We start from the raw sequence: 13,520 nt of genomic DNA, 5'->3' as shown, positions 1-13,520 counted from the left end.
CGCCACAGGAGGAGTGTTTGCTAAGCAGCAGTCCGAACGGGGGCTTGAGACTGAATCTTCTCCTGGCACTGGATCGTGCGTTTGCCCCAGCTTACGGCCTCGATGCAGCCGCACGGCACCAGCATGATGATATCGTCTGATTTTTTCCGCCTGACAGCCAGGAAACGGGCGCGCCATGAGGTCGGATCAATCATGATGTCCGTGACCGCACCCAGCGCCGTGTCGCCAGCCACAACGTCATAGCCGATCAGCTCTTCCATGCTGCGCAGTTTGTTGTTGCCGTCATCGCCAGCTTCATCGTCACCAGAGCTTCCGGCATCCTGCATGACAGCATCTGGCGAGAAAGCCATAAATCCCGCGCCGGCGGCCCCGACCCATGCATAATTGTTGGCGAGTTCCTGCTGTTTCTGCTTGTTGACAGGTGGGTCGCTTGCTTCGTCGGGCAGATTTTTGAATTTTTCCTTGGAAAGGGCCGCCATAACAGTCTTGCCGTTTGGGTCGATTGCGGTCAGGCAGTCTTCCTTGATCAGCACGGTGCGTCCGGTCAGCCAATTGCCCGTTTTGGCAGTCAGATACTGGACAGACCAGTCGACCTCAGTGAGGAGACAATCTTCAAGCTCGCCCAGGGTTTCGTCCCGACCGCGTATATCGAAGCTTTTGAGTTCCGTAAATGGGCACAGCATTGAGGTTCTCCTTTTAAGTTACGTTCAGGAGATAAACGCATTGTATCCATAGGCGTTCCGACGAGACTTTTAAGTTGGCTCATCAGCCGGTTTCGTACCCGACGACAGCGCCAGCATCCCGCGCGTCCTTTCTAGAATTACCCATTTTTGAAATGTCCTGAAACTGTGACGGAAAATCCTGCGATTTGTGACCGACGACAAAGGGACGCCACGCTTTCCAGTCGGGGCCTTTATTTTTTTCTTGTATTAGAATTAGAATTCTGATTCTAATATAACATCCCTTTTGGGGCGGCGATTGCGTCAGCCTGGGCTTTTGCCCGGCGTCGGTCGCTGTGTGTTGGTGCGGTGTGCCGGGCCAAGGGGGTGTTTCGAGTTTTGTAGTGCGTAGCGGGTTTCGAGTATCACGGCAGGGAAGCCGGGGCGCTGAGCCGCGTGGCTTTTGTCTTGGTGTCAGGGGAGCTGATGATAGGTGGCTCCGGCTTTCATGCCTGTGTGGTTGGGGTGTGCGGGGTGCCGATGCGGCAAGCCCGCTGAGAGGCTTTAGAGGAGATTTTCATGGCAGCAATTGCGGCCGAAGGTGGGGCGCCTGGGCGGCGCGCCATGACGACCAGCGCATGGACATACGGGCGATGGGTGTCGCGCCCGGCGCAAAATCGAAGCGAACGAACATTCTTCCGGTTCCTGGATGCAGCCGAGGGGCTTTTGTCCCGGCGCAACTGGCACGAGGTTTCGGTTCAGGAAATCGTCCGCCGGGCAGATGCGTCTGTTGGGTCCTTCTATAATCGCTTTGTTGATAAAACCGCGCTCCTGCGCTGTTTGGACAGCCGGCTGGGCCAGGAATGCGAGCAGACGGTTTCCGCGCTTGTTGGGGAGCTTGAAGCCTGCCCAGCCTTGATTGACGAGGCGCCGGGCATGATGGTGAGCCTGTTTATGCGCCTGTGCACCGAACGGAGCGGGGTGATCCGCGCGCTTGATATGGCGCAGAAGATGTCAGAGCCCGGCGATTTTTCCGGCCTGGGCCCCAGTTTTGATGCGGCGGCCGACAGGATCGGCGAGCTTCTGGCGGCAGAACATACGGTGCTCAAGGCCCATTCGGGCGCCGATGTCGCGCAGGCTTTGCGCGAGAGTTTCTGGCTGACGCGGGAGATGCTTCTCTATCATCCGCCAGCCAAACCGGCAGACGCGCTGCACCGGTCGCTGCTGCGGCACTTTTATGCCAGTCTGCAGGATTAGCCTTGTGGCAGGGCCGGAAGTGCAACGTATGAAGGTATTTGAGCGGGTTTAGCGCGAAATTCGCTTCAGCATTTATTTACCCGGCCAAGCCCATAATGGGGCATGAGCTTTAACGCGCTGAACCGATGTGAGGATGCAGTTGGCAGTGCGCGCCTTTTGGTGTGCGCTGCTTTCGCGTTGCTGTTGGCCAGCATTTTTGCTGGCGTGCCGCCCGCTCGCGCGCTGGATGATGAGGCGCGCGAGGAAAGCGGATGCATTCGGTTGGCGAGCTACAGTGACCTGCCGATGTTCCAGGCTGTGAATGGCCCGATCCGCAAGCTGTACAAGGAAGCCGGATTATGCGTAGAGCTGCGCTATGTACCCGTGCAGCGGGCGCACGGCATGCAGTTGCAGGGCCGGGTGCATGGCCAGGTTGGTCGGTCGGATGCCTGGCTGAAGGACTATGGCGGTGATGTGGTGACACTGTCTGCCCCCATAATGCGGCTGGACGCCATGGTGGCCTATGATGGCAAGCATGGTGGGCGCAGCATGCCCGCAACCTTTGAGGGCCGGGTTGTTGCCCATCGGCCGGCCATCGCCTGGTGCAGTGCCTGGGTCAAGGCAAGTGGCGCTGTTTCCCTGGCATTGCAGGATTTCAAGGATTCCGGCGCGCTTCTGGATAGTGGCCGTGCCGAATTCGTCTTGTTTGTTTCCTTTAAGCAGCAGCCGTTGCCCGCCCTGGATGCTGGTGCCTACCAGTTCGCCAAGGTTGATGACGTTGTGATCTATCACGTGCTGGCCAAGGACAAGGCATACCTGGTGCCGCGGCTGGATGCCGCGCTGGAACGGCTTGGTGGCGCTGATTTTTTCCATCAGGCAGTGATGTTGAGCATAAAGGCGGGGGGGTAACGAGTATGTCGTCCTTTGAGAATGACCTCAGCCGTATTCAGAATATGGGGCCCCGGGCAGACCATTTCTATGTGGTGACCGTGGAGGATGGGTTGGCCATCCGGGAGGACATGGCGGTGCTGGTTGAGCTGATGGCCGCCAAGCGCGGCGACAGGCCCTTTAACAGCCGCTCTGATGTGTCACCGTCGAGCCTGAGCAAATATCTGCCGCGCATCACCATCCTGGAACCCGTCAAGAACGATGCTGGCAATGTGGTGGATGCCCGTTACCGCCTGATGGGGACCGAGATCAGCTCGCTTTATGGGGAAGCAACCGGCAAACTGATCAGTGAGTATCATGGCGAGCAGGTTCAGCGGCGGGTGTGCCGCATTGCCAACCATTGTATCGAAAGCCGGAAGCCAGCCCTGGGGCTGTCGAAGGCGCTGTCGGACGGACGGGAATATGTTGATGTCAGCGTGCTCTATTTCCCGCTGTCGAAAGACGGTGAAACGGTTGATCAATTCTTCATATATTCCGCGGTGGAGCGGGCCCGTGTTGGGCGCTTCTGATGCGACTGGGCTCCCCAGAATAGTTATTCCGAATCTGTCAAAAGCCTGAAATCTGTAATGCCGGGCATTAAATGTGCGAATTTGCGGCGTTAACCATATTGGTGCTCTTCTTATGGGTGCATAATGAAATCGGCGCCTGCAGTTGCGATTTTCTCGCACCGTAAAAAGCTAAAATTATAGGTAAATTGTCTCTTTTGACATTGCTTTTGAGGCCTCCCTTTGAATAGCCTTTTTGCGGGAAAGGGCGACATGGCATGGCAGACCGGGGGGAACGGGACGCCGAGAGAGGTGCCATGAAGCAGAGACCTGGCATAATAATCAGGCTTTGGGTGAGAGTGTGTTGCGTAAATTTTTTGTGGTGGGGTCGGGTATTGTCTCGATAGTGTTGCTGTTGTTGGCGGCGACCGGTATTCAGGCAGCTGACAGGCAATTTCCAGATTTGGAAACTTCGAAAGCAACCGTGTATGGCACTGTCTGGGGGCAGACGCTGGCGCAGGACGGCACGGGCTTTTATAATGACATCTTCAATGATCTGGCGGCGCTGCCTGAAAAGGCGGTTGATTATAAGCTGATGCCATACAGGCGGGCGCGGGCGCATTTCCTGGCGGATAAATCTGCCTGTCTGTATCCTTCGGCGCGCGCGGTTCTGCTGTCCGGTGGCCATGATGTCGGCCTGGATCTGATTGAAACAGACGCTGTTTTCATGGCGCAGGAACATCTGTTTGCAGCCGCGGGTGTCACGCCGCCCAAATCGCTTGCGGATCTCGATGGCAAGACCGTGGCGGTGCCCACAGGGTCTGTCATGCTCAAGCTTCTGGCGGGTACGGGCGCGCAGCTGATCTCGGTCAACGATGAAACAGCCAAGGCGCAGATGTTGATTACCGGGCGGGTGGATATGATGTCGGGCATGCTGCCGAATGAGCATCTGATCTTTCAGTCCCTGGATACCCGCATGGCATCCTATGACAGGAACTTTCTCTTGATTGACGCTGGTGTCGGCGTTGTGTGCCACAACACCGCTGCCAACCAGGCCTTCATCCGACAGGTGAACGACCGCATCACCGAATTGCAGGCAAGCGCGGCCTTCCAAGACCGTCTGGCAGCTGCCGGCGTTGCGGAAACACCCTATGCTGGTGCCGCTGACCTGAATGACATTGTACCTGCCGCGGGATCGAAGCTTCGGTTCGTGCACCCGGGCAGACGGGTACCCTTCAGCAATATTCGCTGATATAGTCGATTGTTCGTTGCACCGTGGGGGTTGTGCGAAGGGGCTGATTGCCGATGATGCGCGCTGCCGCATTGAGTTTGGGATTGTTGGGGCTGGCGTGCGCGCCATTGTCTTTCGCGCATGCTGACGGCGGCGCAGTTGCACCCGCGCCCGCTGAAACCTCCGGCGACATATATGGTACCGGTTGGGGCATGACTCTGGCGCTCGACGGTACCGGCTTCTATAACGACGTGCTGAACACTGTGCTGCATGGTATGGAGGCCCCAAAGGCCTATAAGCCATTGCCCTACAAGCGCGCCAAGGTTGACTTCAAAAGCAATGTCGGCAGCTGCCTTTATCCCAGTGACATCGGCCATATGGTAAAGGGCAGGGAAATTGAGGACCCTGAAGCCTATATCCAGGCCCAGCCGCTTATATGGGTGGAAAGCCACATTTTCAGCCGGTTTGATGAGCCGCCTCTGCCGTCGCTTGAGGCGCTGGAGGGCCGCAAGGTCGCCTATCCGAACGGTTCCGCGCTACCAACGGTCCTTGAAGGGTATGGTGCCAAATTCCTGCCCACCACAACGGAAACCGCCAAGGCGCGGATGCTGATTGCCGGGCGGGTGGATCATATGTCTGGCTCTCTGCCGGATAATGTCTTTGTCTTCAAAACCCTGGGGCGCCCGCTGCCGCCCTATAACCCGGACCTGGCGCTGATCCGGGTTGGTGTTTCCCTGGTTTGCCATGACACCCCGGAGAACCGGGAATTTGTCGAAGGCTTCAATGCGGCCCTGGCAAATCTTGTGGCGTCCGGCGACATGGCTGCGGTGTTCGGTGCAGCGGGTGTTGACCTGCGCTTCATGCCGAAGTCGTGATTTGGATGCCCAGATTTCGCCTTCTTGTGATAATAGTGTGAGGCTGCTAGCGGTAGGGACAACCATAGTATTGAGTGCCAGGGCTGATTTCTTTTCAGGCACCTTCCGCCATAGCTGAATTCTTTCTGCATACACGGAGAATGTGAAATGGCGACGATCAAAAAACTTGCGACAGCTTGTATTCTGGGACTGACGGCACTTTCAGTGGCCGCGCCGGCCTCTTATGCGTTCGATCATCACGGCGATGAAAAGAAGCATGAAAAGATGAAAGACAAGCACAAGGGCGAGCACGGAAAAATGATGGATGACGAGGCCATGGGCCCCGAAGCTGCCGAAATGAAGAAGCGCCACCATGAAGAATGGCAGGCCATGATGACCCGGCACAAGGAATCCATGAAGGGCATGAAAGACATGTCCAAGGACGAAAAGAAAGAGATGAAAGAAGCCCATAAGGCTGAAAAGAAAGAGATGAAAGAGCGCCACAAAGCCGAATGGAAGGCGCTGAAGGAATCCATGGGTAAAGGCGACGACGACGATAGCTAAGCCATTATCCGTTCTTGAGTTGAAGCGCCCTGCGGTCTGAATGGATCGCTGGGCGTTTTCTGTTTATCGCAAGCTGGGTGCAGCTTGTCGCAGCACAGATGACGACGGGGGCGGTGCGCGCTATCCAGAATGCACAAGCACCCGAGAAATGACAGCTTTCGAAATCGAGACGGTGTTCTGAGTTGAAGGGTTGAGTTCAAGAATAACAACCCGGCCTGAGTGACGACCCCGAGTGACCGCCCAGACTGACCACGCAAAGTGGTTTCCTGACTGAGCGAAAAGATTAGAAAACCTGCTTCCTCCCTGATCATGGCGCCAATTTGGCGCCATGATTTATTTAGGGCTGGTATTGTTTCCGGAAGGAAACGGAAGGCTGTGATACCACAGGGGCTCACAGCCTTCCTGAGTACCAAGCTCGTTGATGGGGGTAACCAGCTTGGCACATCCACCATATATAACCCGGACAAGGGTGTTTGCATCTTCTTTTCGGCAGGATCACTCAATAGTGACACGCGCGTGGGTTGCGGCTTTGCATTGCCGCGAAGCAGAAGGCATCATTTTGAAGAGGAGGCGGCCGGAACGCAGGGCTTGGATGGGTGTTCTGCGTTCCGGCCATCGGTCAGTGCCCGAGGCAGTATCGAAGGGCTGGTTTGTCTGCTGCATCCAAGGGGTGGGAGGATCATTGCAACAGACGGTGGTCCTAGCGCCTTCGGGCGCGGCTAAGGGGGGAAAGCCGCTGCCTGACCGGCAAGTGTCTGATGCTATAACGAGCGGGGGGTCTCTTTTGGGAACCAGGCAGATAACTTTTTTATAAGCCATTGTTAAATAGTCTTTTTTGCGTCGGCATCTCCGCACGCCACGCCCGGGGGCAGCGCGGACAGGCGGGGAGATGCCTAGCAAGAAGCCCTGGGCCGGCTTGAACGCGCGACCCTTTTGGGGACCAACTGCCGATAAGCGCAGTGGGCGATACCATTGCCGGACAGGCCGGGCCGGTAACCGCGGGGGGCGCCCATAGGGGGGAGGAGGCTTGGGCATCCATCCCGGGGATTTGTGATGGCACTTGCTTCCGGCCCACGGTGGCCTTGGGGAAGATGCCTGTTCACGCGTCCCACCGCATTCATCGGTGTTGGTGAGATAAAATTACGAATAACGTAATTAATTGTCAATCATATAATTACGAAAAATGAAAGTTGGTGAGATGGAGTGGTAAATGCCCGCCTGCAGTGTAAAATGCGCCCATGAGGGAAATGGGATGGATATGACACGCAGCCTTGTTGCCGCTTTGCTACTTTTTGTCAGTGCGCCACAGGTGTCGGCCGCGGATGACATCACCATCTATTGGCCATCGCCCTATTTCAATCGCCCGGACGATAGTACGCGCTTGGCTGTCAAACTCATTCGCCAGCGCTTTGATGCGCTATCGGTGGGCTATTATCTTGAGTCTTTACCGGTTCGCCGGGCGGTTACCCAGTATCGGTCAGACCCGACGGGGTGCTCGGTGGGTGTTACGGGCCGGGCCCAGGAAGGCGAAGTCGCGTCAGCGCCGATGATGCTGTTCAAATTCTGGTACTATGTGCTGCAGGGCAGCCCGCTGACCGCCCCGGGTGATGTGCAGTCGGCAGTGACCATAAGTGGTGCCGAACTGTTTAGTTCCTTCCAGGATGACGACCGGGTGAATTGGACGCTTGCACCCAATTATGATTCAGTCGTCGGCATGTTGCGCTCAAAACGGGTCGAGGCGGCCACGCTCCTGGAGGCAACCTTGCCGGATATTGAAGGCGCGGAAGCCTTTCGCAAGCTGGAAGGCTCGCCTGCGTTCGCCATTCACATGTCGATGGTGTGCAAGGACACACCGCGAAACCGGGATTTCATCGAAAAAGTCGACAAGAACTGGGGTGAGCCGGTGGCTTTCTAGGCCGGCTGCGGCTTGGCTGCACGCCGCTGGTGCACCCACATTACCGAAGCCACCACATCAGTGATGCGCAGGACTTCCTGATCGGTGCCTGCGCCGTCCGGCATCAGGTCGCTCAGCAGGCTGAAGCGCCAGCTTTTGAAATCCGGGTTGGGTGTGTCGGGCAGGGGGACCAGCCAGTCTTCCCCGCTTTCGGTTCTGGTAAACTGCCGAAGCACCAGTCTGCCGTCGTCCAGATCCACCAGCAGCAGGGCACCCGGCGCGACCGGCGCATAATGATGCTTGGGGTCTGCCGCAATCACCAGGCTGCCGGGCGGGATTTCCCGCGCCATGGAGGCGTCCCCCATGACATAGCAATAAAGCCCGTCGCTGGTGCCCGCATCAGGCGGCAGGGGTACCGAGGTAAAGCTGATGTCTTCGGGCAGGGGCGCAAGCGTGCCGCTTCCCGTCAGACTGCCCAGAAGTGGCAGGCGGCCATCTTCGCCGGCGCTGACAAATGTCTGTTCCCCGGTCTTCAGGCTTTCCAGCAGTGACGGCGCATTCATGCCTAAAAGCTGGCTCAGCGGTAGAATCTCATGGGCCTGCACGCCGCGTGCGCCTTTGAGAATATCGGTCACCCGCGGTGCCGGAATCCCTAGGGCTTCCGCTGCGTCCTTCAGCTTATACCCTCTGTCTTTGAGGGTGGCTCGTATCCAGTCTTGTTTTGGCATGTCAAGGACAATATTACGAATTTTGTAAAAAATGTCACGCAGTTTTTACGATCATGGCTTGAAAAAAATTACGAATAACGTAATTATTGGCTTATGAATGAGTCTGGATACAGGAATAGAGGGGCGTCTCTCCGCCGTGGGCAGGATGGGCGACCTCGCGAAATTAAGGAATTGACCCCGCACCGTTCTGCGCAGGGCCGCTGGCTTGCCGGTGGTCCCTGTCCGCCGCACGGATTTGTGGTGCGCGAAGCGCTTGTTGCACTGGGCATTCTGATGTGCCCTTTCGTGGTTACGCTGTGGGGAGGCTTCGGTGGCTGAATTTCCTGCCCTTCCCATCTTCACGGACGCCTATCTGGCCGACACCCGCCACCTGACAGCAGAGGAACATGGTGTGTATCTGTTGCTGTTGATGTGCGCCTGGCGGACACGCGGCTGTGCCCTGAAGGATGATGACCGTTTCCTCGCCCGCAGTGTGGGGGTAACGCTGCAGCGTTGGCGACGGCTGAGGCCCGTGATTGCCGATTTCTTCACCGTCAAAGACGGTCTGTGGCGCCAGAAAAAGCTGACGGACGTCTATAAGGGTGTTGAAACCCGGGTGGCCAGGAACCGCGCCAATGGGGCAAAGGGTGGCAGGGCGAAGGCGGCGCGCACATCTGGCGATCGCCAAGCGGTCGCTACCCCCAGGAAGCTGGCAACCAAAACCAGAATCCAGACTCCAGAACCAAAAGCAGAAGATGCTGATCTATGTCTGCAGGATATTGCCGCTGCTGCCGGGCTTGATGTTGTGGGATTGGACCCAAGCGAGCCTTTGAAATGGCAGGCAGCGGGCGCTGACCTCAGCCGCGATATTTTGCCCGCCGTTGAGCGCCTGCGCCGCCGTGAGGTGGCGCGATCCGGTCGGGCGCCCGCCTCGCTTGCCTACTATAGCCCTGCCATCATTGAGGCGCGCGACAAGCGGTTGGGGGCGCATAAGGCAGGGCAGGCACACAGAGAGGCCTTTCCACCCGCCCTGCCCAAACGGCGGTTCGACCCAACCTCGGTCGCGGACTGGCGCTTGTTCCTGGGCGACCCGTCCAGCCGGTTTCGGGGCGACTATTTGGCGCGGCACTGGCGCATCGGCGCCGACCACCCGCAGTTCCTGCCGCGCAGCCTGGGCCCTGACCCCACGGTGAAGCCAAACAAATCCATCCCGGACGAAATCATTGCTGAATACGGCCCGCTTTGGGGCTGGGTTTTGCCGTCAGGAAAAGCCAACAAGAAATCATCATGACGACAGGAGGACCCATGAACCTGCAATCCCGAGCGCACCCAATCAAGCGTGCCATGACCCAGCGATCCCTGCGTTCCACCGCACTGGAAATATTTGAGGAAGCCAGCTGCGCCTGCGCCGGTGGCGGCCGGATGGCGGCGCCAACGCGGGAGGATATCGCGCCCCGGCTTGAAATGCGCTTTGTCTCCGCCTGCTGGACGCTCCGCCGCCTGCCGGACCGGGAGGCCGGGTACCTGCGGATGCGGGGTGCGCTGTGGCCCGAAACCGCAGCAGAGCCCGGCACCTATGCCCGCGACAGCCTCACCAGCTTTCAGGCCCGGCGGCAGGTGCGTATCTCAGCGCTGGAAATTGACCAGATGCAACCGACACTGGACCTGTTGCTGCTGCTTCCGGAAATCGAAGACAGGCAGCTTCTGTTCTGGGCAGCCTGGCACCAGGACGGTGAGTGCAGCACTCGCATCCCCTGGGCCAAGGTGCGCCGCAGTCTGGATGTGTCCTGGTCCCGCTGGACGCTTAAGCGCCGGTATGATGGCGCACTATTGTGGCTGGCGGGATTGGTTGAAATGCAGGGCAGGCCGCGTCAGTAGAGAACACAGGCGGGGCGCAAAATAAATAGGCCGTAGCGTCAAATGAAACAGCTGTGTATAGTGGCGCCTGGGGAACGATATTGGGTCGAGAACATTTTTTAATTGGTAGATACTATGTGGAAAATTTTGATTTTCTCGGCCTTGTTTTTTAGTTCATTTAGCGCCGCTTTCGCCCTTCAGGGCGCCGAGGGCACTTCTGTTGTGCCTGTCCTGAAGGACCTGAAGCTCCAACGCAGTGCCTTCCCCGCAACCCTTTCCGGGGATTGTGCCTATATTGACGATAAATTCACCATGACATGCAGCTTTTTCATCAGCCGTGTGGCGGCGCAGAAAAGTGACAAGCGTGTCAATGACATGCTGCTCCGCATGTATAAGGACCGCAGCATGGAGGAGTGGCAGGACCATCCCATTTGCGCGGCACCTGAGGTAAAAGACATCGAACGCCATGTCCGGGTTCTGAAATTCCAGAAGAAAATCGGCAAAACCGAAGAACAGATGATTCGGCGGCAGGCGAAGCCAGCCATCACCTTTTGCGCCGATCCCACGCTGGACAACTATAAGATCTATCTGGATACACTGGCGAATGAGGTCAGCTGCAACGTGACGACATCGATCGAGCGGGTTACCATGCGTTACGACGCGGACCGGCAGGTGTGGAACGGTATTTTTGAACCTGACAGCAAGCAGAAGCCGCTCACGGAATATATCGTCAAGCTCGACTCTGTCACCGGCCAGGTTGGTCAGCGGCTGATTTTCATGGTGGACCAGGTGCTGCGCCCGCGTGGTGGTGGCAAGCCCCAGAAACTCAGCTACCGGGCAAAGCGGTCGGATGAAAAATACTATTGCGGCTATGTCGACTGGTAAAATCCGTTAAAGCGCAGAAATCTGCCCATCTTCACCAGTTTTTAACCATGTAGGCGAACAGTTAGGGGATGGAAACCTATTCATCCCTTAATGCTGCCGGCAAATTTGAAGCATTGTTGGCCTATTGGCTTCGCCTCAAGGAAGAGGAAGGCGGGGTGCCCAGGCGTTCAAATCTGAACCCGGTGGCAATCCGTGACCTGCTGCCCTTTGTCTTCCTTATGGAACGCCGGGCGCCGGATGATCTGCTGGTGCGCCTGTCGGGGACTGCGCTCGACGCCATTTCCCCCATGCCGATGACCGGCGCCAATTATCTGGATCTGTGTCCCGATGAAACGCGGGACATGGTTGCCGACATGGTGACGACCGTGCTGATGACCCCCTGTGGCCACCGTTTCAAGCGCGAGGCCACCTTCCAGAACGGTAAATCTCATGAGATCACCACATTGTCGCTGCCGATGACGTCAGAGCAGGGTGAATGTCGTTATATTGTTGGCGTGTCCGCCAGCAAGACAGACCTGATGCCGGCCAATATCCAACCGGGCCGGTATGTTGCAGTCAAAGTCTTGCAAAGTGAGTTTGTGGACCTGGGGTACGGACTGCCCGACGCGGCAAAATAGCAGCGCCACGCCACTATATGGCGCCAAGGCTCCATACAAATGTGCTGCCGATCAAAGCAAAAAATGTAATCACGCCAACCAACACCAGCAAGCCATGTGTTGGCCGTGCGTTTGTGCACGACTGTTTCATTGCGTTCTCCCAAGCCCAACTGGGCGCACAATACAAAAAAAAATGCCATATGAAAAGCCTTTGGAATCTTGGCGGGGTAACGGGTGTAATGGAAAATTTCGATGGCAGAATAAGTGGTTGTATCATGTGCTTCGAAAGGTGGATTGCGCCAGTCGATAAACAAATTCAGAAAAAGCTAGGATTTTAGCAAAAAAACACTTGCGCCTACCCTGCCTGCTATTGCAGGGTAGGGATAGCCATAGTGACCGAATGTAGCTGGCCTCCAGGATCCTGAACCTGGGGCCAGCTTTTTCTTTTCAGGGCCTACCATTTTCCTCCCGCATTTCTTTTTCAGGACCGCTGTTTCTGCTCCGCCCTGTTCTGGACCTCTGCGCCCGCACCAGCTTATTCCGGCCCATTGTTCTCACGCCAGTTTCCTTCCTCCCTCTTTGTTTCTGCTTTGGCGTTTTCAGGCGCTGCGTCGCCGCCCGGCCTCATGTGCCTCCCGTGCCTCCCGTGCCTCCCGTTCTGCGCCCTCGGTTTCTCTCCCTCAGGCTATCCTGTTTCAAACCACCAGAAGCATTCCGGCGCAGCCCGGAGGCAGCCTGGCGCACAGGGGCTGGTCAACCGGCAGGCTGCCGGGTATGGTTGGCCCATGGGCTTCAACCACGGCCCCAACAGACGCCGGAAAATCCCGTGCATAGGCACAGGCGGCGCACCAGGCAAACACGACACACAGGCACATATGACGCGCTTCCTGACATCCGACATCCATTTCACCCGCCACGCCAACGGGGCGGACATCCCGGCGTCCAGGCAGGTTGCGGCTTTTGTCGAGCTTTGGCGCCAACTGGCGCATGCGCAAACCGCAGACGCGCACGCCCCGGCCCGCGTGCCGGCCAAACAGGCCTTCACCATGCAGCGCCTCAAGCCCTTCCTGCCGAATTACTTCCTGGCGGAATGGACCGGCGACGACCTCCGGAACCGGTTGGTGGGATCGGCGCTTGATGAACAGATGGGCCGCCGGCTGACGGGCGAGAGCTTCCTGGCGTCCTACAAAGGCGATCAGCGCGATTATTTCATGGCCTTCTGGCGCCAGTTGGTGGAGACGCCCTGCGGCGTGATCACCCGGCGAACGATCCACCTGGACGGCGAAACCACGCTCCGCCTCAACGGCGCGTCGCTGCCGCTTGCCGATGCGTCGGGCACCGTGCGGTTCCTGTGCGGTGTGGGCGATATCGCGCGCGAGTTCAACCACGAACGCGTCCCACAAAACGGCCGCCATGTCTTTATCGACCACATCCAGTATCTGGACCTGGGCTTCGGCCTGCCCGCCAGCGTGCCGGACCCGGCCGTCTTCAACGCCGCAACAGACCGCGCGCTGGCCGCCGCCCGTTAAGACAGGCCTTCCAAGCGGTTGGTTCGGTCCTCAATATGTGGCTGACAGACGGGCTCACGTAATTTCTGGCAATTA

14 protein-coding genes are annotated in these 13,520 nt (G+C 57.7%); 12 read left to right on the top strand and 2 right to left on the bottom strand.

Translation table 11 applies throughout. The annotated features are described in order from the left end of the window. Window positions 1–20 precede the first annotated feature (20 nt). Window positions 21–683 carry a PRC-barrel domain-containing protein gene (locus KORLAC_RS04705; RefSeq protein WP_068303826.1) on the bottom strand — a complete coding sequence of 221 codons (663 nt, stop codon included), beginning with the start codon at window positions 681–683 and terminating at the stop codon, window positions 21–23. Between the two features lie 555 nt (window positions 684–1,238). On the opposite strand from KORLAC_RS04705, the gene KORLAC_RS04700 reads away from it, so the two are divergent. The 7 genes from KORLAC_RS04700 (at window position 1,239) to KORLAC_RS04670 (ending at window position 7,892) form a co-directional block, all read left to right on the top strand. After that, complete coding sequence (locus KORLAC_RS04700; RefSeq protein WP_068303824.1) at window positions 1,239–1,916, top strand: TetR/AcrR family transcriptional regulator; 678 nt, start codon at window positions 1,239–1,241, stop codon at window positions 1,914–1,916. 102 nt (window positions 1,917–2,018) lie between these two features. Further along, window positions 2,019–2,804, top strand: a complete 786-nt coding sequence (locus tag KORLAC_RS04695; RefSeq protein WP_068303822.1) for a hypothetical protein — start codon at window positions 2,019–2,021, stop codon at window positions 2,802–2,804. A gap of 5 nt (window positions 2,805–2,809) precedes the next feature. Further along, window positions 2,810–3,352, top strand: coding sequence for a PAS domain-containing protein (locus KORLAC_RS04690; RefSeq protein ID WP_068303820.1), 543 nt, complete (start codon window positions 2,810–2,812; stop codon window positions 3,350–3,352). 337 nt (window positions 3,353–3,689) lie between these two features. Next, window positions 3,690–4,580: a substrate-binding periplasmic protein gene (locus KORLAC_RS04685; RefSeq protein WP_160328597.1), complete on the top strand. Its 891-nt coding sequence runs from the start codon at window positions 3,690–3,692 to the stop codon at window positions 4,578–4,580. A gap of 53 nt (window positions 4,581–4,633) precedes the next feature. Beyond that, window positions 4,634–5,434 (top strand): type 2 periplasmic-binding domain-containing protein, encoded by an 801-nt coding sequence (locus KORLAC_RS04680; protein WP_068303815.1) that lies wholly within the window; start codon window positions 4,634–4,636, stop codon window positions 5,432–5,434. 147 nt (window positions 5,435–5,581) lie between these two features. After that, the gene (locus KORLAC_RS04675) at window positions 5,582–5,977 is read left to right on the top strand and encodes a hypothetical protein (RefSeq protein WP_068303813.1); all 396 of its coding nucleotides are present in this window, start codon (window positions 5,582–5,584) and stop codon (window positions 5,975–5,977) included. 1,252 nt (window positions 5,978–7,229) lie between these two features. After that, entirely contained in the window at window positions 7,230–7,892 is a 663-nt protein-coding gene (locus KORLAC_RS04670; RefSeq protein ID WP_068303811.1) for a hypothetical protein, read from the top strand. Here the strand turns inward: KORLAC_RS04670 and KORLAC_RS04665 are convergent. Further along, window positions 7,889–8,599, bottom strand: a complete 711-nt coding sequence (locus KORLAC_RS04665) for a hypothetical protein (protein WP_139167572.1) — start codon at window positions 8,597–8,599, stop codon at window positions 7,889–7,891. The two genes, KORLAC_RS04670 and KORLAC_RS04665, sit on opposite strands and share 4 nt — an antisense overlap. 310 nt (window positions 8,600–8,909) lie before the next feature. Here KORLAC_RS04665 and KORLAC_RS04660 point away from each other — a divergent pair, with 310 nt between their 5' ends. The 5 genes from KORLAC_RS04660 (at window position 8,910) to KORLAC_RS04635 (ending at window position 13,445) form a co-directional block, all read left to right on the top strand. Next, window positions 8,910–9,869 carry a YdaU family protein gene (locus KORLAC_RS04660; protein ID WP_068303806.1) on the top strand — a complete coding sequence of 320 codons (960 nt, stop codon included), beginning with the start codon at window positions 8,910–8,912 and terminating at the stop codon, window positions 9,867–9,869. 14 nt (window positions 9,870–9,883) lie between these two features. Next, window positions 9,884–10,456, top strand: a complete 573-nt coding sequence (locus tag KORLAC_RS04655) for a hypothetical protein (RefSeq protein ID WP_068303804.1) — start codon at window positions 9,884–9,886, stop codon at window positions 10,454–10,456. Window positions 10,457–10,657: 201 nt separating this feature from the next. Continuing rightward, window positions 10,658–11,320 carry a hypothetical protein gene (locus KORLAC_RS04650; RefSeq protein WP_139167574.1) on the top strand — a complete coding sequence of 221 codons (663 nt, stop codon included), beginning with the start codon at window positions 10,658–10,660 and terminating at the stop codon, window positions 11,318–11,320. Between the two features lie 68 nt (window positions 11,321–11,388). Then, on the top strand, window positions 11,389–11,937 hold the full coding sequence (locus tag KORLAC_RS04645; RefSeq protein WP_068303800.1) for a PAS domain-containing protein: 549 nt from the start codon (window positions 11,389–11,391) through the stop codon (window positions 11,935–11,937). Between the two features lie 854 nt (window positions 11,938–12,791). Continuing rightward, window positions 12,792–13,445: a PAS domain-containing protein gene (locus KORLAC_RS04635; RefSeq protein ID WP_068303796.1), complete on the top strand. Its 654-nt coding sequence runs from the start codon at window positions 12,792–12,794 to the stop codon at window positions 13,443–13,445. The last annotated feature ends 75 nt before the right edge of the window (window positions 13,446–13,520 follow it).

The organism is Kordiimonas lacus (assembly GCF_001550055.1).
GTDB classification, from domain to species: Bacteria; Pseudomonadota; Alphaproteobacteria; order Sphingomonadales; family Kordiimonadaceae; genus Kordiimonas; species Kordiimonas lacus.
This window is presented reverse-complemented; position numbering and strand designations above follow the sequence as displayed.

What these genes read in the sequence shown, in the direction of transcription:
- KORLAC_RS04705 (WP_068303826.1), bottom strand. Translation starts at nt 683, where the DNA reads ATGCTGTGCCCATTTACGGAACTCAAAAGCTTCGATATACGCGGTCGG.
- KORLAC_RS04700 (WP_068303824.1), top strand. Translation starts at nt 1,239, where the DNA reads ATGGCAGCAATTGCGGCCGAAGGTGGGGCGCCTGGGCGGCGCGCCATG.
- KORLAC_RS04695 (WP_068303822.1), top strand. Translation starts at nt 2,019, where the DNA reads ATGAGCTTTAACGCGCTGAACCGATGTGAGGATGCAGTTGGCAGTGCG.
- KORLAC_RS04690 (WP_068303820.1), top strand. Translation starts at nt 2,810, where the DNA reads ATGTCGTCCTTTGAGAATGACCTCAGCCGTATTCAGAATATGGGGCCC.
- KORLAC_RS04680 (WP_068303815.1), top strand. Translation starts at nt 4,634, where the DNA reads ATGATGCGCGCTGCCGCATTGAGTTTGGGATTGTTGGGGCTGGCGTGC.
- KORLAC_RS04675 (WP_068303813.1), top strand. Translation starts at nt 5,582, where the DNA reads ATGGCGACGATCAAAAAACTTGCGACAGCTTGTATTCTGGGACTGACG.
- KORLAC_RS04670 (WP_068303811.1), top strand. Translation starts at nt 7,230, where the DNA reads ATGGATATGACACGCAGCCTTGTTGCCGCTTTGCTACTTTTTGTCAGT.
- KORLAC_RS04665 (WP_139167572.1), bottom strand. Translation starts at nt 8,599, where the DNA reads ATGCCAAAACAAGACTGGATACGAGCCACCCTCAAAGACAGAGGGTAT.
- KORLAC_RS04655 (WP_068303804.1), top strand. Translation starts at nt 9,884, where the DNA reads ATGAACCTGCAATCCCGAGCGCACCCAATCAAGCGTGCCATGACCCAG.
- KORLAC_RS04645 (WP_068303800.1), top strand. Translation starts at nt 11,389, where the DNA reads ATGGAAACCTATTCATCCCTTAATGCTGCCGGCAAATTTGAAGCATTG.
- KORLAC_RS04635 (WP_068303796.1), top strand. Translation starts at nt 12,792, where the DNA reads ATGACGCGCTTCCTGACATCCGACATCCATTTCACCCGCCACGCCAAC.